Origin of the sequence: Bartonella sp. AP11XZML (assembly GCF_042196445.1) — a bacterium.
Classification (GTDB): Bacteria; Pseudomonadota; Alphaproteobacteria; order Rhizobiales; family Rhizobiaceae; genus Bartonella.
Genome location: NZ_JBHIQF010000085.1, coordinates 1 through 20,281, shown reverse-complemented (window position 1 = coordinate 20,281; position 20,281 = coordinate 1). Strand labels below are relative to the sequence as shown.

The window sequence follows — 20,281 nt, the reverse complement described above, 5'->3', positions numbered from 1 at the left end:
ACAAGAAAGAGGGGATGGTTGGAAAATCATCAGGCAAAGAGGATAAAGAAGCCTATCAGGTTTGTAATGAGGAAGATGCTCTTAATCATTTGGAAGAGCAACCGCGCTTTTAGAAAGTTGGGGGTTTTTATTGAAAATAAGGGAAGCGCCATGCATCGCACTTTTCGTGGTTCTTAAAAGAGCGGGCATGAGATAAAGAGCGGGCATGAGATAAAAAAAATGCGTTTTTCATAAAAAGGAAGAGCAATGAAGGGGAAAAATTCAGCATTTTATAATGCACTACGCCATTTTTTCGAGAAAGATTATTTTTCTGTGCAAGAGCATGTTGTCATTTGTTTCCTCTCGCTCATTATTGAGCTATGGAACAGGATTTTCTTTCTTGAGCTATGGAACAGGATTCTCTCTCTCTCATCCTTGGATAGCAAAGAGTACAGCATTTTCTCTCTTGAGTTGTGGAACAGGATTTTCTTTCTCTCATCTTTGGGTAGCCAAGAGAACTTGACAGGGTGGCAGGATACACCCCTTTTTCTCTCTCTGTGTGCGTTTTGGCAAGTTATTACAGTGTGTGTTTGGGTCTTGTTTCCAGTTCTGTACATACTCTTCATAACATTGTGGCTTTTGTTGAGAAAAAATACTCAAAAATTGAAAGAAATAAACCTGCAACGGGGTAAAATAACTGATCAAAAGGATTGGTATAAAAAAGGCGATAGAGAAAAATGGAGTGATATTCTTGTTACAATATTTGGTCTCGTGCTTCTGTTCGTGACACTGTGGTTTGCTTGTATTCCCATGATGATTTTACAACTTTATTATGGTGTCTTTAAGCAGGTGAGAACGTATCGCTGTTTAAGAAAAGGACTGAAAAACGTCTTGCAAGAACAGGATACAGCGCTTGAGAAGTCATGAGAGGGAAAAAATAATGAAGAAATTATGAGAGATTCAGCCTTTATAGGGATTGCTCTCTATACCATTTTGCCTTTGATATGTTTTGGTGTTTTTTATGGGGTGTCCGTAAACATTGCTTTAAAGGAGCAGTGTTGGGTGGCATTGAGTGGAAGAAAAGCCGATTATGGATTAGTATTGATTTAAGGGAATAAGAGCCCTTGGGGTTTAGAGCCTAGAGTGAGCGCTTGGGACTTACTTTATCGTTTGAGGCGTGAGGAAGGAACGGTTTTGCTTGTAGGGGTGCGCGGTATATGGGTTGTTTTCGTATTTTTAGGAGCCTTGTTCATTCAAGCTTTGAAATGAATCCTATTGAAGTGGGGATGCAGGGTGATTTTCTTGAAAATAGGAGAATTTTTAGGAAGAAAAAGCTGAATTGTGACTATTGTTTATAGATTGGTACGGTTTGAAAATCTTTATTGTTTGCAATGTGAGGAAGGTAAGAGGGTGGCAAGGTAGCAGGAATATTATAATTTTTATTATGACGCAAACCATAATGGTCTGTGTACTTTTCTTTATTCCGGTGGTATTTGGGTTTTGCATCATCATAATGCGTAAATTGGAAAAAAATCCAGAAACGAGAAGAGGCAATCTCTGTGTGATAGCAAATAGCTCTCTGTCACACGGGGTCTTTTCAAAGAGTGAGAGGGGAATACATGAAGGAGCAAAATTGGGCATCAGAGCAAGAAACGCATAAAGGAGCGCATTCTTTTTCGCTCCAGCACGTGTTGCTCTCAGCAAAGGATTATAAAATTATCTTTGCTATTGCGGTTCTCATTATCATCTGGAGAATGGTTCTAGAAATACCAGGTGTATTAAATTGGCAGCTGACAGGGTGGCAATATGTTGTGCATGCCGTTCTCTTTAAAACGACGGTCGCCATAACGGTTTGTGTTATTATTTTTATTCCGGTTATGTTACGGCTTCGCACCAAAGTGACGGGTGAGTTGCGAAAAAATATTCAGAAACTAGAAGAAGCAATCTCTGTGCGAGAGCACATAAGCTCTCTGTCACACGGGCTTTGTAAAGACTGAGAGGGGAAAAATGAACAGTGATCCTATAGCCGTATTTCTATTAGATCCCCTGTTTTGGGTGATGATTGTTATTTGCATGATCATTATCATGCTTATTTTAGCTCTTTATACCTCTGTCTTCAAACGGATGAAAATGAATTTCCAAGTGAAAGGCGAGCTGGAAAGAGTGCTTAAAGAAAATGATCTTGCAACGCAGCAGTTTTGGAAAGATGAAGCTGTGGTGCAGAAGAGGCGTTTGCAACTAAAGGAAAAAGAGTTCTCTGCCGATTATGATGATGATGATGAAATTCTCACGATAGAAAGTGCAACAGGGCTTTTAAAAAGCTTGGGATGGTCGGTGGAAATCGAGGGAAAGGGAGATTATTTGGCAACCCTCTTTTTACCAGATCGTGAAGTGCAGTTTCTCTATAACGAGAAACGAGTGGAAGAATTTTCGCCTTTTGATCGCGGACTTTTAATTATGAGCGGTATTTTTGCGGCGGCTTGTCAGACGATTAATCCTCATAATTCTGGGGTTGTGCCAACGGTATTTATGAATTTTGTACCCAATGGATTGGAAATTTTTGAAGAAAAAGTGAGCGTCCAGCTTTTAAAGAAAGCACTCGATAAAACTTTAAAATGGACAATGGAAGATGATTCTTTGCATGAAATATTTCGCTCTCAATATGGTATTCCCCCTTGGGAAAAAGACTCTTTATCTTGGGCAACGAATGATGACATAGAGCTTGCACCTTATGCTTTGCTGCATTTTGCTGCTCTTGCCTTACTTGGCGATGTTGAGACTTTAGCTTCTTATGACGAAAGTTTTACGGCAGGGGAGAAGCTTGGCTTTGATGAAACCATTGAAAAAGTCCATTTGGAACGCGCGATGGTGATCGCTCAAGAAGTGAAAAGGGAAGGAAAGTTCAGTTACGATCTACTGGAACGGGTTGCTGAGAAGTGGTCCATAGCCATGGACTATCAGCTTTTCAGAGTGAGATCCCCTAATACGTGTAATCAAAAACGTGCTTTTCATAAAAAATTAGTCGAGGAGAAAAAACAAGAATTAAGGGAACAAGGATTTGATGTGAGTGATGAACAGTTCGTGTTTGAAGCAGAGGGGGTAAAACATGCTCCTGATATTACTTATATTAAAGATGGTGAACCTGCATTTATGGATATAAAAATTGATTAGTGTTGTACTCTCCTGTTGAAGGAAAGCACTCTTATTTAAAAGATGTGAAAGCGCCATGATTGAGACGCTTTCACATCTTTCTTACCAGAGCCAAATAAAGGGCTCAAAAAATCAAGAATAATAGCCAAGATTTTAAAAAATAGACTGGAAATGGCTTGATCCTCAAGAATAGGGGAGAAAAATCAATTATAAATTCTACTCTCTTCTTTAAGACTGTTCTGTTGTTTTGTTAGAAAATGCTCATAAATCATTGCTTATTCAAGCGCCTTATTTAAGCGGTATGAGGGGAAGCTCCATTGACTAAAGCGCTATGGGGAAGCTCTATTGACTAAAGTGCTATGGGAGGGAAGCTAGGGGGTAGAGCCTTTGTCATTTGAGGGGAGAGGAAGGCAAAAAATGGCATTTTTGAGCAGTGTTAAGCTCTTTTGCCTTTGAGGTATTTTTTGTCTTTTTAAGAAGTCCTTGCCAATGAAGCAGCGCTTGTTAAGCTTCAACAGTGTTTCAGTATGGTGATATTGATATAAAAAGTTATGGTGTTTTTGTGTTTTTCAGTCTGCTTCATGGAGATCTGTAAGCCAATCCGATGACAGAGGAGATGCTTGGTCATTTTCTTGAAAACAGAAGAATTTTTGGGAAGAACAAGAAGATTGCGGACCCTTATTAACGAAAGCGCTATGGGAGGGAAGCTAGGGGGTAGAGCCGCTATGGGAGGGAAGCTAGGGGGTAGAGCCTTTGTCATTTGAGGTGAGAGGAAGGCAAAAAATGGCATTTTTGAGCAGTGTTAAGCTCTTTTGCCTTTGAGGTATTTTTTGTCTTTTTAAGAAGTCCTTGCCAATGAAGCAGCGCTTGTTAAGCTGCAACAACGTTTCAGTATGGTGATCTTGATACAAAAATTTATATGGTATTTTTGTGTTTTTCAGTCTGCTTCATGGAGATCTGTAAGCCAATCCGATGATGTAGGGGATGCATGGTCATTTTCTTGAAAACAGAAGAATTTTTGGGAAGAACAAGAAGATTGCGGACCCTTATTAACGAAAGCGCTATGGGAGCGAAGCTAGGGAGTTAGAGCCTTTGTCATTTGAGATGTAAGACAAGTAAAAATGGCATTTTTGAAGGCGATGATATTTGGCCAATAAAAATAAAAACACAATAAAAACTAAACTAAAACAAAGGAAAAATTAAACTAAAAAAGGCCCCATTTTATAAAGGGCCTTTTTATTTAAATTTTACAATATATACAAAATGTATATAACCTTACTTTAAGAACTTTTTGTATCTTATATTCTAGTAGCAACAAGTTGTACGAAATATATAATAAGTGATCCTAAAAAACCAGCTATTGCATTCAATAAATTTTCTGCTTTATCGTATATATCGTTGATTGATGCTTGTTCTGATGCGCTTCTATTACTGACTCTCAGTATATTCAATGTATCCGATGTGTCCCTTACTTGTTTAACAAACTGTAAATTTGTTTTCTCAATAGTATAAGGAGCAACAATAGGAGAGGGTTGTTTATTGACTATACGATCAGATTTTTGAATCGCGAGAGCTAAACCACTTGTAATAGCCCCAGCTATGAAAAAATATCTGATATTCATAGTTTTTCTCCTATATTTATTTCGATAAATAAATATCGATACGTATCATATATAAATTCGATTTAAATAACTATAGTAAAAATACAACAATCACAAAAAAGAATAAACTTTGTCTATATTTTGACAAAATTTACTCTTAATTGCCTTAATGAATTCTTTCAGATTCGATTTTATGAAGGCGTAAAAAAGTTTGAAAGCTCTGTAGGTAAGTGGAATCCCATAAGGTGGGTGATACAATAGTTGCTAGAAAATTTCTTTTTGTGCCTTTGACCAAGGATTCATAAAAATGAGGGTTCATAAAAATGAGATGCGATGAAAATTGAGTAAAACCCTTGAAGGGAAGGATTCACTCTTTTGAAGGCGGAGTGCATCTTTTCCATGGATTGGATACTGCCTTTATTGAGGGTTCGGCAGTTTCCGTTGAGGGGAAGGATGCACTCTTTTGAAGGCGCGGAGTGCATCCTCTTATGGATTGGATACTGCCTTATGAGGGTTTGGCAGTTTCCGTTGAGGGGAAGGATGCACTCTTTTGAAGGCTAGGGTGCATCCTCTTATAGATTGGATACTGCCTTTATGAGGGTTTGGCAGTTTCCGTTGAGGGGAAGGATGCACTCTTTTTAAGGCGCGGAGTGCATCCTCTTATGGATTGGATACTGCCTTATGAGGGTTTGGCAGTTTCCGTTGAGGGGAAGGATGCACTCTTTTGAAGGCGCGGAGTGCATCCTCTTATGGATTGGATACTGCCTTATGAGGGTTTGGCAGTTTCCGTTGAGGGGAAGGATGCACTCTTTTTGAGGGCTGGAGTGCATCCTCTTATGGATTGGATACTGCCTTATGAGGGTTTGGCAGTTTCCGTTGAGGGGAAGGATGCACTCTTTTTGAGGGCTGGAGTGCATCCTCTTATGGATTGGATACTGCCTTATGAGGGTTTGGCAGTTTCCGTTGAGGGGAAGGATGCACTCTTTTTGAGGGCTGGAGTGCATCCTCTTATGGATTGGATACTGCCTTATGAGGGTTTGGCAGTTTCCGTTGAGGGGAAGGATGCACTCTTTTTGAGGGCTGGAGTGCATCCTCTTATGGATTGGATACTGCCTTATGAGGGTTTGGCAGTTTCCGTTGAGGGGAAGGATGCACTCTTTTTGAGGGCTGGAGTGCATCCTCTTATGGATTGGATACTGCCTTATGAGGGTTTGGCAGTTTCCGTTGAGGGGAAGGATGCACTCTTTTTGAGGGCTGGAGTGCATCCTCTTATGGATTGGATACTGCCTTATGAGGGTTTGGCAGTTTCCGTTGAGGGGAAGGATGCACTCTTTTTGAGGGCTGGAGTGCATCCTCTTATGGATTGGATACTGCCTTATGAGGGTTTGGCAGTTTCCGTTGAGGGGAAGGATGCACTCTTTTTGAGGGCTAGAGTGCATCCTCTTATGGATTGGATACTGCCTTATGAGGGTTTGGCAGTTTCCGTTGAGGGGAAGGATGCACTCTTTTGAAGGCTAGAGTGCATCCTCTTATAGATTGGATACTGCCTTATGAGGGTTCGGCGGTATCCGTTGAGGGGAAGGATGCACTCTTTTTAAGGCGCGGAGTGCATCCTTTCCATGGATTGAATGCACTCTTTGGAGGCTGAAGTGCATCCATAGGGAAAGGCATATTCCATAAGAAACAGAGATAACCAAAAGATTTGTTTTTATATTTTATATTGATAGGTTGCTGTATTTGCGAGGGCTATTCATTCTTTATTCTCAATATTTAAGATGATTATGTGATAAGGGTTGTTCGTCAATACAATCGTAAAAGACGCTGATTATTTTTATAAAAATTGAGATATTTTTGTGCCTTTTTCTTGTTTTTTTTGTGTTTACACAAGATATGAACGGCTTTTCAACAGTTTGTTTTTTTAGCTTTGCTAATGGCGATGGCGTTGGCTAAACACTTCAATTGTTTTAACTGCTTCAATACCGCCTTAAAAAACAGTGCTTTATAATATGACAAAATAAGTTGTATAACTTTTGATTCTTAAGCGATGCTAGAAAAAGGGGAATGTTAGGAGAGATGTTGTCTATATTCTTAGTTTATCTCTTAAGGTAGGAAGATTAACATATTTTCCGGATCTATTTTTATTCGGTTTGACGGTTAAAGAGCAATATCTGAATGGAATCACACTTGTCTCATGTTTTTATCTTCACGCTTTAGATTTTTTCTCATAGGGATTTTGTTTTTAATGGGGATTTTGTTTTTTAATGGGAGGTTACGCGACTCACGTAAAACAGAATGTTCTAAATAGAATATATTTGTGTTGCACACTTACCTACTTGTTTAAAAACATTATGTTATCTTATCATCACAATTATATTGGTGATTGGGGATATTGGTAAATCTGATAATGGAGAAATCTCTTGTGAAGTGGATAAGCCTTTCTTTAAAATCTCATAAGGAAAAGCCAGCACATTATCATACTATTCGCGCCTCATATGATGACAGCCTTTGGCTCTTGAGCGTGTTCATAAGAGGCATTTTGATTCTTTATCTTTGAAATCTTTGAAGTGCGTTATTTCATATGTCTCTCATGTTTGTAATGTGGAAAAGACAAGGTGTTGATTGATGCAACATGAAATAAATTTAAAATGAGAGAATCCCTATGATATCTGCGTCTCTTAATTTTATATGGATAACGGGATATGATGATTATAAATCAATATGTTGTCGTGATACATCAACCTGTTGGGGGGGCGATAAAGAAAGTTATCCAATCGTTAAGTCATTCTGTTATGCCGTAAAACACGGTCATTTGAGGTTTGGTGATATGAAGCAAGCTTCCTTGGATATGTTTTAAGTGTTTTTTTAAGGGCGTGGTGAATTTTTGAGACAGAGCAAGCTTCTGTTGCGCCTTGAGTTTAGCGGAAAAACCTGAATAGAAGCCAAGAGGGAATGGCAAACCAAGAGGGAAGTGTATCCAAGCTGTTTGTAAATCAGATTGAGTTAAGAATCTTTGTTCTTTAAGAATGGAACGCAAGTCAATTTGACAAAAGAATGATCTATTTTGCGGGTAAACCTTATGGAGGAATTATCACAAAGCTCATAAGGAAGTGATTTAAGACAATACAGTTATAAAAAGTACAGTCATAAAAAAAAGTCCTCCGTCGCAATCAGAGGACCAAAAAGCAGGAGAATTTTAACATTGACTCGCAGGACGTGTCAAAAAAGAATAAATTTAAAAGGCCGTACTAAATACAAAAAAATCATACTTAAAGAACCTACCATATTATAATTAGCAGAGAATTGAAAAAATAGCAATATAAAAAATAATTTTTACAAAAAATTTTGTCTTTTTGCATTAAAACTTAATACTTTTTTCAATTGAATATTTGTTTTAAGACTCGATATTAATTAAACTATATTTAAAAATATTATGATGCATGCAAGCATCTTGAGAATATTCTTCAATCAAAAACGAATTAAGAGCCTCTCATGATTATAGGATTGATATGGGGGAAGGCTTTTTGTTTTTAAGAGTGTAGGGTGTATCTTAAGTATGTGTGTGGGGGGTGAAGTATTGTCCTTTTGGGTGGGGGGCAAGGTAATGGAAATGGGGGCGAGAGCTGCTCAATGCTTGAGCCCGTGTGTGTGGGAAGGGCTTTAGAGGGGGCGGGGGCAACATGGGAGGCTGCTTAAAATGGCGAGGAGGGGGATTATTCAAAATGTTTATGGTTTGCATATCCCCAATGAAATGCGAGCAAGTCTAAACAATCTCGTAAATGATCGGCAAGAGAGTTTTGTTTGCGTTTTGAAGAACTTAATTCTTTTATCGCTTGTCCATAGCCGATAACGCGTTCAAGCAGTGAATAGCCAAGAATACCCAGTTGAACTTTGATTGTTCTTAAATGATTGGAGGCTTCTATTTGACGTTCAATAGGGTGTGTGTACCCTTGGCTACAGGAAACCTTTTCACGGGTGTAGTCAAGGCTCATGTGGAGATCGGCTTGGCTTTGACGCCAGTAAAAATAAAAACGTTCTGCTGCTTTATATTGGGCTTTGCTGAGATGTCCTTTCGCATATAAAAGGGCAATGGGATGGCTTTGTGCATTGGCAATGGCATTGATGGTGCGCGGATTGCTGGAACTTTCTCGATGATTGGGTTTAAAATAAGGATTACTTGTTTCAACAGGGATTTCTTGCGTCTTTAAATGACCAACGTGCTTTCCTTGATTTTGATGATCAAGCGGGCAGGTTTGCGTATTTTTTTTCTGCTTATGGGTCATAGCATCTCCTTAAAAATTTTAATTTTGCTTCTCGTTTTTAAAAAATGTTGCTTGCTCTAGGCAAAAGAGGGGGATGAGAGGAAGACATGTGTTGGAGTGTGCCGTTTGGGTATGCGCTCTTGGGGGTGACTTGGACTGTTGCGCTTGTGTGTGGGAGCCCCATGGATTTGGCTCTTAAAAAGAGGGGTGTTTTGTCGCATGGTGGATTTTCCTTGAATGGCTTGATGGGGAGTGGCATGATGTTGCGCGGGCTTTTGTCTCTGAAGGGATTGGTATTTTTCTGCATTGTGGTTGTTGTCTTTGTGGTTCTGCTTCTTTAAAGGATGGGCGTTTTGTTGCATGATGGGCATTCTTTCTGATTTTATTGCTGTGGGGGAATTGATGTCGCAGGGTTTTGTTTTTTTGCCATGGTTGATGTTTTTCTGCCTCTTGGGGGCTTTATTTCTATTTATGTGGGATAAGAGGTATTTGAGGGATCATGAAAGGCATAATTTTTTTAAGAGGATGGGGTTTGGGGACTTTATTGGCGGGGATCTCTTGTTGTTTATACGGTTGCTGAACGCATGGGGTGGCGCTGGCTTTGGTTCTCAATCCCGTGGAGTTTTGATGTCCTTTTGGGTCTTGTCATTGGGCTGGTTTATAGAGGTGTAAAGCATCTTGTTATGATTTGGCTTTAGAGCCTTGAAAAGAGAGGTGTTTTGTCGCATGGTGGATTTTCCTTGAATGACTTGATGAGGGAGGTGAGTGATGGCGCGCGGGCTTTTGTCTCTGAAGGGATTGGTGTTTAGCTGTATTGTGGCCTATGTCTCTGTGGCTGTTTATGTGGAAATGAAGGCGTTGGGGATGACGTGGGGCGTATTTTTACGGGCTGTGGCGTTTTATGGCATTCCCGGTATTTTCCTTATGTTGGGTTATGAAGTAATGCAGCGGCGTGGTGTAACGAAGGGTTTGTTCCTCAAGATGGTGTTGTTGAGCTTCATTTTGGCTGCTGTCATTGATTTTATTTATAAGCAAGCTGAGCACTTTGGTTTGACTTGGGTGTGGTTCTCAAACAGGTGGGTGTTTAACATTCTTTTTGGCGTTGTCTTTGGTCTTGTCCTTGGTCTTATTTATCGTGGGGCAAGGCGTTTGGGGTTTAGGCTTTCATTCTTTGAAAAGGATTGATCTTTTGCTGCATTTTTGGCATGGTCTCTGATTTTTACTTAATAAAGGAGCGGGGCGTATGGTGGTTGCGCGGGACATGTTTTTGAAGGGGCTGGCGTTTTTCTGTGTTATTGGCTTGGTCCTTGGTTTTGCTTATGAGGATGCGGGGCGACCGGTTATGACGTGGGAGGTGTTTTGGCAGGGGGTGGAGATTTCTTGCATTGCTGGAGCGACCTTTTGTTTTATTTTGGTGGGAGCAAACAGTAGGACTGTATCGTGGGGCGTGTTTTTCAAGGCTGTGGTGTTTTGCGCCATTGCTGTAGTGGTTCTTGGCTTTGCTTATAAGGGAGTGAAGCGTTTTAATATATCGTGGGAATTTTTAGTGATAGGAGCGGTGTTTGTTGCATTGCTGGACCTGTCCTTGGTTTTGCTTATGAGGATGCGGGGTAAGGGGATATCGCGTGGGGTGTCTTTTTTGAGGTTTCTGGTGTTTTGCTGCGTTGTTGGAGCTGTTGTTGGATTGGCGTATAACGGAGCCAAGCATATGGGGGTTCGCTGGTTTGTGATCTTTAACAATGGGGTGTTTACGGGCACTATTGGACTTGTTCCTTTTTTTGCTCTGGAGGGGATACGGTGTATGCGTGTACTGTTGGGGGGCTTAAAAAGAATGAGCATTTCTCTTCTCCACGGGCGTGATCTTTGATGTTCTTTCTGAGAGGGGTATTTGATGTCGAACGATGTGATGTTTTGGCAGTGGTTGGGGTTTTTCTGCCCTTTGGCGCTCGCCTTTGTTTCTATTTATGTGGGAATAAGGTTTTTCGGGTTTACAAGGAAGGACTTTTTTAAGGGTGGGGTGCTTGCATTCTTTGTTGGCGTGACCTCTAAGTTTGTTTATGCGAAAGCTGAGCATTTTGGTTTGGCTCAGGTGTGGTTTTCAAACAAGTGGGTTTTTTACATTCTTTTTGGCATTGTCTTTGGTCTTGTCCTTGGGCTTATTTGTCTAGGGGCAAAGCGTCTTGGGTTTAGGCTTTCATTCTTTGTAAAGGATTGATCTTTTGCTGCATTTTTGGTTGTTCCTTGGTTTTGCTTATGAGGGTGCGGGGTGTATGGTGGTTGCATGGGACATGTTTTTGAAGGGGCTGGCGTTTGGTGGCGTTGTTGGAGCTGTTGTTGGATTGGCACATGTGGGAGTAAAGCATATGGGCTGGAGCACGCATTGGTTCTTGAACAATGGGGTGTTTCTGGGCACTATTGGACTTGTTCCTTTTTTTGCTTATGAAGGTATAAGGTGAGTGCGTGTACTGTTGGGGTGGGGCTTAAAAAAATGAGCATTTTTCTTTTCCACGGGCATGGTCTTTGATGTTCTTTCTGTGAGGGGTATTTGATGTCGAACGATGTGATGTTTTGGCTGTTGCCTTGGTTTTTCTGCTTTTTTGCTCTAGCCTTGGTTTTTCTTGATAAGATTGCCAAGCGTCGCTCTGTTACAGGGTGGATGTTTTGGAGATGGGTGGTGCTTTATGGCGTTGTTGCCACCTACCTTGGTTTTATTTATATGGGCGTGGGCAGGCGCGCTGTTGACGGGGAGCTGCTCTTGAAGGGGGCGGTGTTTTCTTGCATTTTTGCAACTGTTCTTGGTTTGGTGCATCTGGATGTCAAGAGTATGCCTGTTGCTTGGCAAGTGTTCTTGAAGGCGGTCATGTTTTGTTGCATGATGGGCTTTATCCTGTGGTTTGCTGCTGTGGGCGTCAGGGATATGGATAGCATAAGGGCGGTATTCTTAAAGGGATTGCTCTTGACTGTATTGTTGAAAGTGCTCTTGGGGTTCTTTATACGCGAGCAAGGTGATACGGTGTTACAGAGGTTGTTGCGTGCTTTGAATTTTGTGCTGTTTTGCTGCATTTTGGCACTAATCCTTTTTTTTACCCGTCTGGGAGCAGAGAATCTAGGGTTGAGCTGGCTTTGGTTCTCGAATGATGGGATGTTTTCCTTTATTGTTGGATTTCTTTTTCCTTTGATTTATCAGGGTGTAAGGCGTGCGCGTGTTCTATGGGCTTGGTTCTTAAAGTAGGGGGTGTTTTTTTGTCTTATGGGTGTGATCTTTAATGGGCTTGCTGTGAGGGGTATGTGATGTCGAACGATTTGTTTTTTTTGCTGTTATTGGTGTTTTCCTACCTTTTTATTGTTGTCGTTATTGGTACTTATAAAGTTTCCAAGCGCTTCGATATTCCGTGGTGGCGGGCGGCGTTTTATTGTATTTTTGGTGTTTCCCTCTTTTTGAAGGAAGTGCTGTTTTATTGCATTTTAGGAGTCGTTCTTTTTTTAGCTCTTTGGGGGATGGAGAGTATGGACATACCATGGGGACTCCTGTCCTTGATGGGGATCGTGTTTGCTGCACTGTTGGAGTGGTTCTTAATTTTGCATATGAGGGGGCGGCGAGATGGGGTGGTGACGCGTTGTTTGTGGTTATTGAAGGGGGTGGTGTTTTGCGCCGTTGTTGGAGCGTTCTTTTTTTGTTTGCGTTTGGGAGCAGAGAATCTAGGGTTGAGCAGGCTTTGGTTTGCGAAGGATTGGGTGTTTTTCATCATTTGTGGATTGATCCTTCCTGTTGTTTCTGTCGGAGCAAGGCGTGCGCGTTTGAAGGCGGAGGCGTTTTTAAAGAGAGTGGGGTTTATGGGGTATTACAGATAACGTCGAGGGAATGATTGTTCAAAAGAACAGCGATAGCGGTAGGTTTGGGGATCAAACCAAAGCCCTATTTTGCCTTCAAAATCACCAGAACGTTGTTTGGCAATATTCATAATGACGCCAGGGCGTTTGGCTAAATCTGCTTTTTCTTGTGCGAGAGAAGCGGCAAAGATTTTATCTTCCAACGACCGATTGCGCCAAATGGTGATAATGTTAAAGGCATTGGCACCAATTTCTGAGGCGCCTTTAATGTCTTCTGTGCTGGGGATATCTTTATCCAGACCGCCTTTGCGGGCATGGGCGACAAGGTGAATATGTACACTGTTTAAAACAGCCCAATCAACCATTTTATAAACGGCTTGTTCTTGTCTTGCATAATCATCAGAGGCAATGCCAAGCCGCATGAGACTGTCGATGATAAATTGATCGCAGCCATAGCGTGCACGACAATAGTCAAAGACATCAAGCAAGGTGTCAACGCTTGATTTGCCAACATGCTCATAAAGAATAAGCCCTTCGTCTAAAAAATGAAGAATCCGTTCAATTGTCTCTTTTGTAGGCTGTTCTAAGCCGCCCGTTTGTTTGGTTAAACGGCGAAGTGATTGTTCTCCTTTCATTTCTAGAGACGCTAAGCAAAGGCGACTCTTTTGTGCAATCCAATGGGGAATACAGTCTGATAATAATTGGCTTTTACCTGCACCACTCGCACCACTCCAGAGCGTTAATTCTGCTGGGCGGAAATGCAATTTGTCCTTCAGTTTAGGATAGGGAACCGTATAACCAAGATGTTTTTCAGGCTCTGGCCAAAAAAGCCCAATCACTTGATCTTTATAGTCTGAGGCGCGCCGTAAACCTTCTGGGGCAAAGCTTTGTGCTGAGGAAAAGGCGGCTTTTATGGTGGCTTTATCGATCCCTGCGGTTAAACAGTCATTGGCATCTTTAAGGGGTAAACGGACACGGTAGCAACGGTGGCGTCCAAGCCTGCTGGCAATCTCACGGGCTGCTTCTTCTCCGGGCTTGTCCATATCGGTGGCTAAAAAAATCGTTTCAAAAGATTCTAAATGATCAAATTCATTTTCAATCCAGTTGTGTTTGCCTCCACTGCCTCCTCCAAAGGGAACAGAGACCGCCGGATATCCATAGGCGGCTAAGGAAAGTGCATCAATTTCTCCTTCAGTGATAACAATGGTACGGTTTGTTGAAGAAAGAATGGGAAATGGCGCCTGTTGGTGTGTGTGTGTGGGTGCCTGTTGGTGTGTGTGTGTGGAGGGGTGGTTGGTTGAGGGGGTGTTTTGGGATACCTGTGTAGAGGCGGGGTTGGTTGAGGGGGTGTTTTGGGATGCCTGTGTGGAGGTGAGGTTGGTTGAGGGGGTGTTTTGGGATACCTGTGTAGAGGCGGGGTTGGTTGTGGCGATGTTTTGGGATGCCTGTGTGGAGGTGAGGTTGGTTGAGGGGGTGTTTTGGGATGCCTGTGTAGAGGCGGGGTTGGTTGAGGGGGTGTTTTGGGATGCCTGTGTAGAGGTGAGGTTGGTTGAGGGTGCCTGCTGGGGGGTGTGCGTGGAGGGGTGGTTGGTTGAGGGGGTGTTTTGGGATGCCTGTGTAGAGGTGAGGTTGGTTGAGGGTGCCTGCTGGGGGGTGTGCGTGGAGGGGTGGTTGGTTGAGGTGGTGTTTTGGGATGCCTGTGTAGAGGTGAGGTTGGTTGAGGGTGCCTGCTGGGGGGTGTGCGTGGAGGGGTGGTTGGTTGAGGGGGTGTTTTGGGATGCCTGTGTAGAGGTGAGGTTGGTTGAGGGTGCCTGCTGGGGGGTGTGCGTGGAGGGGTGGTTGGTTGAGGTGGTGTTTTGGGATGCCTGTGTAGAGGTGAGGTTGGTTGAGGGTGCCTGCTGGGGGGTGTGCGTGGAGGGGTGGTTGGTTGAGGGGGTGTTTTGGGATGCCTGTGTAGAGGTGAGGTTGGTTGAGGGTGCCTGCTGGGGGGTGTGCGTGGAGGGGTGGTTGGTTGAGGTGGTGTTTTGGGATGCCTGTGTAGAGGTGAGGTTGGTTGAGGGTGCCTGCTGGGGGGTGTGCGTGGAGGGGTGGTTGGTTGAGGGGGTGTTTTGGGATGCCTGTGTAGAGGTGAGGTTGGTTGAGGGTGCCTGCTGGGGGGTGTGCGTGGAGGGGTGGTTGGTTGAGGTGGTGTTTTGGGATGCCTGTGTAGAGGTGAGGTTGGTTGAGGGTGCCTGCTGGGGGGTGTGCGTGGAGGGGTGGTTGGTTGAGGCAGTGTTTTGGGATGCCTGTGTGGAGGCGGGGTTGGTTGAGGGGGTGTTTTGGGATGCCTGTGTGGAGGTGGGGTTGGTTGAGGTGGTGTGTTGGGATGCCTGCTGGGATGTGTGCGGGGATGCCTGTGTGGAGGCGGGGTTGGTTGAGGTGGTGTGTTGGGATGCCTGCTGGGATGTGTGCGTGGAGGCGTGGTTTGTGGGGTAAAGGGCTTGCCAACCAAATAAAATCGGTTCACATTGGGAGGCTGTTGGTTTTGTTTTTGCTCCCGTTTGCGCAAGCCGTTCTTTGACTAAAGCAAGGGTGCCGTCGGGTTTATAAAAGGGGAAAATGATTTTTTCGCCATTTTCTCCTATGCGGTAACGCTTTATAATCTCTAGAGGAATGCGGCGTTCTTCATGGAGATAGGTTTTTACAAGATTCTGCGGGCTCTGCCCTGTAGGGACCGGTGGACGGCGATAGGAACGATGGGGCGCCATAAAGGGTTTGGGGCGTGTCAGATTGAGAGTCGCGCGTGCTTCTTCTAAGGCTTGAGAGAGGCTAATGCCTTTGACTTCACACCAAAGGTCTAAAAGATCTCCTCCTGTGCTTTCTGCAAAATCATACCAAAGTCCTGCTTTACTACCACTTAAGCAAATCGATAAACTTTGACCAGCTTCACCACGTGTGTTGCCTACAATCCAATTGTTGCCTCGTTTGTGCCCTTGGGGAAGAAGCATTTCTGCTATTCTATCTGCTTGAGAGATAAGTTTTTGTTTGATTTCAAAAATTGTGCTCATGGTCATTCGTGATATTATTGTCGTTTTTCTCAAGATGTGGGAGGTGAGGATTCTGTTTTTGCTGTTCTCACCGTTTGATCTGATCGTAAAGTCCCGTAGTGCTATGGGGCTTGCCAGTCTACTTTGAGAGCTTCTTTGCCGCTCTTTTCTTGCCAATGGTCGCGAAACTTCTTGGCTTGCCAATGGGCTTGGCTCTCACTCAAACCTTCTGAAATGGCTCTGCTGATGGTTGTTTGCCAAGAGCATGGGAAGTGGTGCCTTGGGAAAAGGAGGACGGTGGCAAGAAGGGTGGGTGTGGATCTGCCTTGGAGAGTGTGGTGCATGCTTGGTCCTGTTTGGGGCATGTGTTTGGGGGGATGCCTGTTGGGGTGCTTGTGTGGAGGGGGAGTGCCAAAGAGTTTGCTTTTCATTGAGTTTTTTTGAAATGGCTCTGCTGATGGTTGTTTGCCAAGAGCATGGGAAGTGGTGCCTTGGGAAAAGGAGGACGGTGGCAAGAAGGGTGGGTGTGGATCTGCCTTGGAGAGTGTGGTGCATGCTTGGTCCTGTTTGGGGCATGTGTTTGGGGGGATGCCTGTTGGGGTGCTTGTGTGGAGGGGGAGTGCCAAAGAGTTTGCTTTTCATTGAGTTTTTTTGAAATGGCTCTGCTGATGGTTGTTTGCCAAGAGCATGGGAAGTGGTGCCTTGGGAAAAGGAGGACGGTGGCAAGAAGGGTGGGTGTGGATCTGCCTTGGAGAGTGTGGTGCATGCTTGGTCCTGTTTGGGGCATGTGTTTGGGGGGATGCCTGTTGGGGTGCTTGTGTGGAGGGGGAGTGCCAAAGAGTTTGCTTTTCATTGAGTTTTTTTGAAATGGCTCTGCTGATGGTTGTTTGCCAAGAGCATGGGAAGTGGTGCCTTGGGAAAAGGAGGACGGTGGCAAGAAGGGTGGGTGTGGATCTGCCTTGGAGAGTGTGGTGCATGCTTGGTCCTGTTTGGGGCATGTGTTTGGGGGGATGCCTGTTGGGGTGCTTGTGTGGAGGGGGAGTGCCAAAGAGTTTGCTTTTCATTGAGTTTTTTTGAAATGGCTCTGCTGATGGTTGTTTGCCAAGAGCATGGGAAGTGGTGCCTTGGGAAAAGGAGGACGGTGGCAAGAAGGGTGGGTGTGGATCTGCCTTGGAGAGTGTGGATCTGCCTTGGAGAGTGTGGTGCATGCTGGAGTCCTGTTGGGGTGTGTATGTTGGGGTGCCTGTGGGGGTCTTTTGCGTGGGGAAAACGCTTTTGTGATGAGAGCAAAATGGGTGATGTTGTCTCGTTTTGCTGTGTGAATCGCCTATCCAAATGTTGTTTTGCCGCCTTTTGTTTTGTTCTGTGTTGTTTTGTCCGATGCTGTTGTGGTTTTGAAGCATTTTTATCCCCGCGCTTGCTTGAAAAATACGTTGTTTGTGTGATGTCAAAAATTGTCGTTATAGTTGATCAAACTGCGGTAAAGCGTGTCGTTGTTCTCAGAGATGAAAGATGAGGAGCCTCCCTGTTTTTGCTGTTCTTGCCGTTCGATCTCACGGCGAAACCAGTTGCGCCATGTGGCTTGCCAGTCTACTTTGAGAGCTTCTTTGCCGCCTTTGGCTTGCCAATAGTCGCGAAACTTCTTTTCTTGCCAATGGGCTTGGCTTTCACTCAAGCCTTCTGAAACTGCCGCCTTGATGTCTGCTTGCCAATGCTCAGGAAGACGATGCCCTTTGGCAACTGAGGTTGTGGTTTTTTTGTTGGTGCAAAGCGGGATGGAGGCAGGAAGATTGCTGGGGGGAAGAGTGGTGGCGGATTTTGTTGTTTCCCCCGTGACAATTTGCGCGATAGGGGCGGGAGTGAACTCGGCTTGGCGAGCGTTTAAAGGGGAGGCGTTTTTTTGCTCCGTTTCTGCTTGGGCAGGCAAAGGGAGAGGTGAATCAAGAGCCGATAAGGGTGATGGATGATCGCTTTGTTCAAAACTCTCTTCGCAGAAAAAACAAGGTTCTGTCTCATCAAACAAAATTTTCTTTTCTAAAACACCGTAAGGTGTTTCCTTTTCTTCTGCCTTTTGAGCTTTTGAGTTTTGTGCAACATCTTTTGTACTTTCGTTAAGCAGTTGTTGCATCTCTGCATTGATTTTCTTGCGTTTTTTTGCCGAAGAACGACCCGCAAAGGATTTTTGTTCAAGCAATTTTTCACGCTCTTGAAAAACATTTTCGCAACGCTTGTTCCATAATCCATTGGCTAAATTTAAAATCTTACCCTCTTGGATGAGCATCTCTAAAACATTAACAAAAGTTCGCTTGTCACAACCACAAAGACGCGCTAAACGTTCTTTCGATATTTCTAAAGGTCGGCCACGGGCATACATTTCATTGAGAAGAATCGTATAGATTCCAATTTCGTGTGCGCGCATCCCACGTACACCTCCTAGAAAGTCATTTTGATACCAACAAACATATGGAAGCCTAGACGATTCATAATGAGGAGTTTCTTGTTGATTAGCGTGTTTCATACTGCAATCTACTTTCTTCTTTTTTATACATTTTTATTGATGATAAAAGCTCAAATAAGGATTTAACTTGTGTTGCTTTTGGCTCTGTTCGATGATGACTAGAGGCTTCTTTACGATGCTTATAAATGATTGGCTGTGCTTGAAGCGCATGCAAACTTACGATTTAAGATTGCGGTGATGGAAAAAATAAAGAATACCACACATTCTCAACGTACTTGCTTTTGGGCAGAAGCTTTGGAGGTGGTCTTTTATATCCGGTAGGGTGGTTAAAGTGTTTTTATGATCTAAAAATAAAAAAATTTTCCCCTAAAAAGTAAAATTTGTTTCCTTAATTTTATCCTTTTTAGAGGATAATGCAAGCCCGTTTTATAAAAAGGACGTGTTTTTTTAAAAAGACGCGCTATATGGTGAAATTATGAATATCGATGGTTGGCGTCAAAGATTAAGAATCGCTTTGGAAAAAAGTGGGCGGTCAAAAAGATCTATCTCCCTCGCTGCCGGTAAAGGCGCGGGGTACCTTCATTCTATTCTTTCTGAAGGAAAAGAACCAACAATCGAATCTCTCTCGCGAATTTGTCACGAAATTAATATCAGTATGAATTATATTCTTTACGGGAAAGGGGCTAGCCCTGAAGATAAAGAATTTATAGAGCTTATTTCGAAACTCTCTCCGCAAGAGAGACAGGCGATTTTGACTCTTTTGCGGCGACCAATTGACGAAGCTTCAAAATAACTTCCTTCTGTGCTTTTGAGTCAAGGCGACTCCAGTGTTTTATTAATATTATGTCACTCATTTTATCTCTCCTGTGTGTTTATAATTGCAATTTTGTAAGAACAAATAGAGAACAACAAAGGGGCATGAGAGGAACAAAGAATAATAGATTTTTCTTTACATATGTCATTTGAACCCCGTAGATATTTAAAATATATCTTTTATGAAGGATAAAATGGTTGACATCTCTCCTATAGAGGAGATAAGACTAACGCTATATTTAGTCTTGTCAAGACAAGGCTATGCTTTATCAACTATCTAAAGGGGGAAATCATGAAAAATATTTCATTCGTTAAAGAGGATGAAATCATTGTCGTTTTATGCGAAGAGGAAAATCCTTGTACTTATGAAGGACCAATCGACGAAATCGAAGAAGTGCTCGAACTGATTGAAGAATGTGAAACTGTTTATAGAGTTTTACGACTCGATCTGACAACTTCTCATGCTGAAGATATTACGGAACAAATCGCTGATTTTTATGTCGAAAATCATGAAATGAATGAAGAAAATACACAATTGCAGCCCTTCATTTTGAATAGTGAAGCTTATCATGCTTGTTTAAATGAAAGAGTGGCTTGCGATTATGAAGATAATCTCTATGGCTCTTATGAAAAACAGCATCGTTTACGCCCATGTGATGTCTTGACAGATTATTGGTGGTAAACATGCCAAGTTATCTCAAGACTTCGTATCAAGGGATTCCACTTTATTATGCTGGAAATATGCGGAATTTAATCAGACTCGAACCACAAAAACACAACGCTATACTTTTTATATCGCAAGAGGTGGCTCAGTCTATGGCAAAAAAATTGGAGGAAGAATATTGCCGCCATGATTTTTCCGTCGTGCAGTAGCAGGGTTGAAAAAAGAAGCCGCAATGATGGGCCCCATGTGCTTTTTCATTGCGGTGACAATGGTGCACGTTATGCTTTCGTTCTTGGGGGGGGCACGACTTGGGGGGAGAGCTTGGGGGAGGAGCTTCGCGGGGATTTTCTTAGCCGATATGGGAAAGGGGGGTATGAAGAAAAGAGCCCTATATATGGGGAATTGCAGACGCTTGTGTGGGGGGGAAGCTGCCGGCTGGTTCATTGGGGGATAAGGCAATGAAGGGGCAGGTCGTCATTCAGTGACTTGGAGTGATACGA

Annotated in this window: 26 protein-coding genes; 22 read left to right on the top strand and 4 right to left on the bottom strand. The window is 43.1% G+C overall.

Features of this window, described 5'->3' with window-relative positions:
* The first annotated feature begins 312 nt into the window (after positions 1-312).
* The 5 genes from ACFIMG_RS08535 (at position 313) to ACFIMG_RS08515 (ending at position 3,150) form a co-directional block, all read left to right on the top strand.
* Positions 313-906, top strand: a complete 594-nt coding sequence (locus ACFIMG_RS08535) for a hypothetical protein (RefSeq protein WP_375678730.1) — start codon at positions 313-315, stop codon at positions 904-906.
* A 24-nt stretch (positions 907-930) separates the two neighbouring features.
* A complete protein-coding gene (locus ACFIMG_RS08530) occupies positions 931-1,089 on the top strand; it encodes a hypothetical protein (RefSeq protein WP_375678729.1) in 159 nt (52 codons plus the stop codon).
* Positions 1,090-1,122: 33 nt separating this feature from the next.
* Complete coding sequence (locus tag ACFIMG_RS08525) at positions 1,123-1,248, top strand: hypothetical protein (protein ID WP_375675330.1); 126 nt, start codon at positions 1,123-1,125, stop codon at positions 1,246-1,248.
* 350 nt (positions 1,249-1,598) lie between these two features.
* Complete coding sequence (locus ACFIMG_RS08520; protein ID WP_375678728.1) at positions 1,599-1,976, top strand: hypothetical protein; 378 nt, start codon at positions 1,599-1,601, stop codon at positions 1,974-1,976.
* 10 nt (positions 1,977-1,986) lie between these two features.
* Positions 1,987-3,150, top strand: coding sequence for a DUF6990 domain-containing protein (locus ACFIMG_RS08515; protein ID WP_375678727.1), 1,164 nt, complete (start codon positions 1,987-1,989; stop codon positions 3,148-3,150).
* A gap of 1,277 nt (positions 3,151-4,427) precedes the next feature.
* Here ACFIMG_RS08515 and ACFIMG_RS08510 read toward each other — a convergent pair.
* The gene (locus tag ACFIMG_RS08510; protein ID WP_375613621.1) at positions 4,428-4,751 is read right to left on the bottom strand and encodes a hypothetical protein; all 324 of its coding nucleotides are present in this window, start codon (positions 4,749-4,751) and stop codon (positions 4,428-4,430) included.
* A 581-nt stretch (positions 4,752-5,332) separates the two neighbouring features.
* Here ACFIMG_RS08510 and ACFIMG_RS08505 point away from each other — a divergent pair.
* The 3 genes from ACFIMG_RS08505 to ACFIMG_RS08495 are packed head-to-tail and all read left to right on the top strand — an operon-like array spanning position 5,333 to position 6,378.
* Positions 5,333-5,458, top strand: coding sequence for a hypothetical protein (locus tag ACFIMG_RS08505; protein WP_375693598.1), 126 nt, complete (start codon positions 5,333-5,335; stop codon positions 5,456-5,458).
* Positions 5,459-5,479: 21 nt separating this feature from the next.
* On the top strand, positions 5,480-6,241 hold the full coding sequence (locus ACFIMG_RS08500; protein WP_375693597.1) for a hypothetical protein: 762 nt from the start codon (positions 5,480-5,482) through the stop codon (positions 6,239-6,241).
* Positions 6,238-6,378: a hypothetical protein gene (locus tag ACFIMG_RS08495; RefSeq protein ID WP_375679255.1), complete on the top strand. Its 141-nt coding sequence runs from the start codon at positions 6,238-6,240 to the stop codon at positions 6,376-6,378. The genes ACFIMG_RS08500 and ACFIMG_RS08495 overlap by 4 nt, the downstream gene beginning before the upstream one ends.
* A 2,062-nt stretch (positions 6,379-8,440) precedes the next feature.
* On the opposite strand, the gene ACFIMG_RS08490 is transcribed toward ACFIMG_RS08495, so the two are convergent.
* Positions 8,441-9,010, bottom strand: coding sequence for a hypothetical protein (locus tag ACFIMG_RS08490; RefSeq protein ID WP_375679254.1), 570 nt, complete (start codon positions 9,008-9,010; stop codon positions 8,441-8,443).
* A gap of 86 nt (positions 9,011-9,096) precedes the next feature.
* On the opposite strand from ACFIMG_RS08490, the gene ACFIMG_RS08485 reads away from it, so the two are divergent.
* The 8 genes from ACFIMG_RS08485 to ACFIMG_RS08450 all read left to right on the top strand — a co-directional run bounded on the left by ACFIMG_RS08485 (position 9,097) and on the right by ACFIMG_RS08450 (position 12,841).
* Positions 9,097-9,330, top strand: a complete 234-nt coding sequence (locus ACFIMG_RS08485; RefSeq protein ID WP_375679253.1) for a hypothetical protein — start codon at positions 9,097-9,099, stop codon at positions 9,328-9,330.
* 19 nt (positions 9,331-9,349) lie between these two features.
* Positions 9,350-9,661: a hypothetical protein gene (locus tag ACFIMG_RS08480; protein WP_375679252.1), complete on the top strand. Its 312-nt coding sequence runs from the start codon at positions 9,350-9,352 to the stop codon at positions 9,659-9,661.
* Positions 9,662-9,757: 96 nt separating this feature from the next.
* Positions 9,758-10,174, top strand: a complete 417-nt coding sequence (locus ACFIMG_RS08475; RefSeq protein WP_375679251.1) for a hypothetical protein — start codon at positions 9,758-9,760, stop codon at positions 10,172-10,174.
* 58 nt (positions 10,175-10,232) lie between these two features.
* Positions 10,233-10,856: a hypothetical protein gene (locus ACFIMG_RS08470; RefSeq protein ID WP_375679250.1), complete on the top strand. Its 624-nt coding sequence runs from the start codon at positions 10,233-10,235 to the stop codon at positions 10,854-10,856.
* Positions 10,857-10,880: 24 nt separating this feature from the next.
* Positions 10,881-11,204, top strand: coding sequence for a hypothetical protein (locus ACFIMG_RS08465; RefSeq protein WP_375679249.1), 324 nt, complete (start codon positions 10,881-10,883; stop codon positions 11,202-11,204).
* 4 nt (positions 11,205-11,208) lie between these two features.
* Positions 11,209-11,445: a hypothetical protein gene (locus ACFIMG_RS08460; protein ID WP_375679248.1), complete on the top strand. Its 237-nt coding sequence runs from the start codon at positions 11,209-11,211 to the stop codon at positions 11,443-11,445.
* Positions 11,446-11,537: 92 nt separating this feature from the next.
* The gene (locus tag ACFIMG_RS08455; RefSeq protein ID WP_375679247.1) at positions 11,538-12,221 is read left to right on the top strand and encodes a hypothetical protein; all 684 of its coding nucleotides are present in this window, start codon (positions 11,538-11,540) and stop codon (positions 12,219-12,221) included.
* A 59-nt stretch (positions 12,222-12,280) separates the two neighbouring features.
* Positions 12,281-12,841, top strand: a complete 561-nt coding sequence (locus ACFIMG_RS08450; protein ID WP_375679246.1) for a hypothetical protein — start codon at positions 12,281-12,283, stop codon at positions 12,839-12,841.
* Here ACFIMG_RS08450 and ACFIMG_RS08445 read toward each other — a convergent pair.
* Positions 12,832-15,867, bottom strand: a complete 3,036-nt coding sequence (locus tag ACFIMG_RS08445) for a toprim domain-containing protein (RefSeq protein WP_375693596.1) — start codon at positions 15,865-15,867, stop codon at positions 12,832-12,834. The genes ACFIMG_RS08450 and ACFIMG_RS08445 overlap by 10 nt on opposite strands.
* Positions 15,868-16,111: 244 nt before the next feature.
* Between ACFIMG_RS08445 and ACFIMG_RS08440 the strand changes: the two genes are divergently transcribed.
* From ACFIMG_RS08440 to ACFIMG_RS08430, 3 genes are read left to right on the top strand one after another with little or no spacing between them, the layout of a single operon-like run.
* Positions 16,112-16,501: a hypothetical protein gene (locus ACFIMG_RS08440; RefSeq protein ID WP_375693600.1), complete on the top strand. Its 390-nt coding sequence runs from the start codon at positions 16,112-16,114 to the stop codon at positions 16,499-16,501.
* 32 nt (positions 16,502-16,533) lie between these two features.
* Entirely contained in the window at positions 16,534-16,923 is a 390-nt protein-coding gene (locus ACFIMG_RS08435; protein WP_375693600.1) for a hypothetical protein, read from the top strand.
* A gap of 32 nt (positions 16,924-16,955) precedes the next feature.
* Positions 16,956-17,168, top strand: a complete 213-nt coding sequence (locus ACFIMG_RS08430) for a hypothetical protein (RefSeq protein WP_375679551.1) — start codon at positions 16,956-16,958, stop codon at positions 17,166-17,168.
* 125 nt (positions 17,169-17,293) lie between these two features.
* On the opposite strand, the gene ACFIMG_RS08425 is transcribed toward ACFIMG_RS08430, so the two are convergent.
* On the bottom strand, positions 17,294-18,364 hold the full coding sequence (locus tag ACFIMG_RS08425) for a YdaU family protein (protein WP_375678751.1): 1,071 nt from the start codon (positions 18,362-18,364) through the stop codon (positions 17,294-17,296).
* Between the two features lie 415 nt (positions 18,365-18,779).
* Between ACFIMG_RS08425 and ACFIMG_RS08420 the strand changes: the two genes are divergently transcribed.
* From ACFIMG_RS08420 to ACFIMG_RS08410, 3 genes are all read left to right on the top strand, one after another.
* Complete coding sequence (locus ACFIMG_RS08420; protein ID WP_273790852.1) at positions 18,780-19,097, top strand: XRE family transcriptional regulator; 318 nt, start codon at positions 18,780-18,782, stop codon at positions 19,095-19,097.
* A 312-nt stretch (positions 19,098-19,409) separates the two neighbouring features.
* Positions 19,410-19,799: a hypothetical protein gene (locus tag ACFIMG_RS08415; protein ID WP_375678752.1), complete on the top strand. Its 390-nt coding sequence runs from the start codon at positions 19,410-19,412 to the stop codon at positions 19,797-19,799.
* Positions 19,800-19,801: 2 nt separating this feature from the next.
* Positions 19,802-19,990: a hypothetical protein gene (locus ACFIMG_RS08410; RefSeq protein WP_273790850.1), complete on the top strand. Its 189-nt coding sequence runs from the start codon at positions 19,802-19,804 to the stop codon at positions 19,988-19,990.
* Positions 19,991-20,281: the final 291 nt, after the last annotated feature.

What these genes read in the sequence shown, in the direction of transcription:
- ACFIMG_RS08445 (WP_375693596.1), bottom strand. Translation starts at nt 15,867, where the DNA reads ATGAGCACAATTTTTGAAATCAAACAAAAACTTATCTCTCAAGCAGAT.
- ACFIMG_RS08520 (WP_375678728.1), top strand. Translation starts at nt 1,599, where the DNA reads ATGAAGGAGCAAAATTGGGCATCAGAGCAAGAAACGCATAAAGGAGCG.
- ACFIMG_RS08515 (WP_375678727.1), top strand. Translation starts at nt 1,987, where the DNA reads ATGAACAGTGATCCTATAGCCGTATTTCTATTAGATCCCCTGTTTTGG.
- ACFIMG_RS08430 (WP_375679551.1), top strand. Translation starts at nt 16,956, where the DNA reads ATGGGAAGTGGTGCCTTGGGAAAAGGAGGACGGTGGCAAGAAGGGTGG.
- ACFIMG_RS08455 (WP_375679247.1), top strand. Translation starts at nt 11,538, where the DNA reads ATGTCGAACGATGTGATGTTTTGGCTGTTGCCTTGGTTTTTCTGCTTT.
- ACFIMG_RS08485 (WP_375679253.1), top strand. Translation starts at nt 9,097, where the DNA reads ATGTGTTGGAGTGTGCCGTTTGGGTATGCGCTCTTGGGGGTGACTTGG.
- ACFIMG_RS08475 (WP_375679251.1), top strand. Translation starts at nt 9,758, where the DNA reads ATGGCGCGCGGGCTTTTGTCTCTGAAGGGATTGGTGTTTAGCTGTATT.
- ACFIMG_RS08530 (WP_375678729.1), top strand. Translation starts at nt 931, where the DNA reads ATGAGAGATTCAGCCTTTATAGGGATTGCTCTCTATACCATTTTGCCT.
- ACFIMG_RS08415 (WP_375678752.1), top strand. Translation starts at nt 19,410, where the DNA reads ATGAAAAATATTTCATTCGTTAAAGAGGATGAAATCATTGTCGTTTTA.
- ACFIMG_RS08450 (WP_375679246.1), top strand. Translation starts at nt 12,281, where the DNA reads ATGTCGAACGATTTGTTTTTTTTGCTGTTATTGGTGTTTTCCTACCTT.
- ACFIMG_RS08435 (WP_375693600.1), top strand. Translation starts at nt 16,534, where the DNA reads ATGGGAAGTGGTGCCTTGGGAAAAGGAGGACGGTGGCAAGAAGGGTGG.
- ACFIMG_RS08470 (WP_375679250.1), top strand. Translation starts at nt 10,233, where the DNA reads ATGGTGGTTGCGCGGGACATGTTTTTGAAGGGGCTGGCGTTTTTCTGT.
- ACFIMG_RS08410 (WP_273790850.1), top strand. Translation starts at nt 19,802, where the DNA reads ATGCCAAGTTATCTCAAGACTTCGTATCAAGGGATTCCACTTTATTAT.
- ACFIMG_RS08440 (WP_375693600.1), top strand. Translation starts at nt 16,112, where the DNA reads ATGGGAAGTGGTGCCTTGGGAAAAGGAGGACGGTGGCAAGAAGGGTGG.
- ACFIMG_RS08420 (WP_273790852.1), top strand. Translation starts at nt 18,780, where the DNA reads ATGAATATCGATGGTTGGCGTCAAAGATTAAGAATCGCTTTGGAAAAA.
- ACFIMG_RS08490 (WP_375679254.1), bottom strand. Translation starts at nt 9,010, where the DNA reads ATGACCCATAAGCAGAAAAAAAATACGCAAACCTGCCCGCTTGATCAT.
- ACFIMG_RS08465 (WP_375679249.1), top strand. Translation starts at nt 10,881, where the DNA reads ATGTCGAACGATGTGATGTTTTGGCAGTGGTTGGGGTTTTTCTGCCCT.
- ACFIMG_RS08510 (WP_375613621.1), bottom strand. Translation starts at nt 4,751, where the DNA reads ATGAATATCAGATATTTTTTCATAGCTGGGGCTATTACAAGTGGTTTA.
- ACFIMG_RS08480 (WP_375679252.1), top strand. Translation starts at nt 9,350, where the DNA reads ATGATGGGCATTCTTTCTGATTTTATTGCTGTGGGGGAATTGATGTCG.
- ACFIMG_RS08500 (WP_375693597.1), top strand. Translation starts at nt 5,480, where the DNA reads ATGGATTGGATACTGCCTTATGAGGGTTTGGCAGTTTCCGTTGAGGGG.
- ACFIMG_RS08425 (WP_375678751.1), bottom strand. Translation starts at nt 18,364, where the DNA reads ATGAAACACGCTAATCAACAAGAAACTCCTCATTATGAATCGTCTAGG.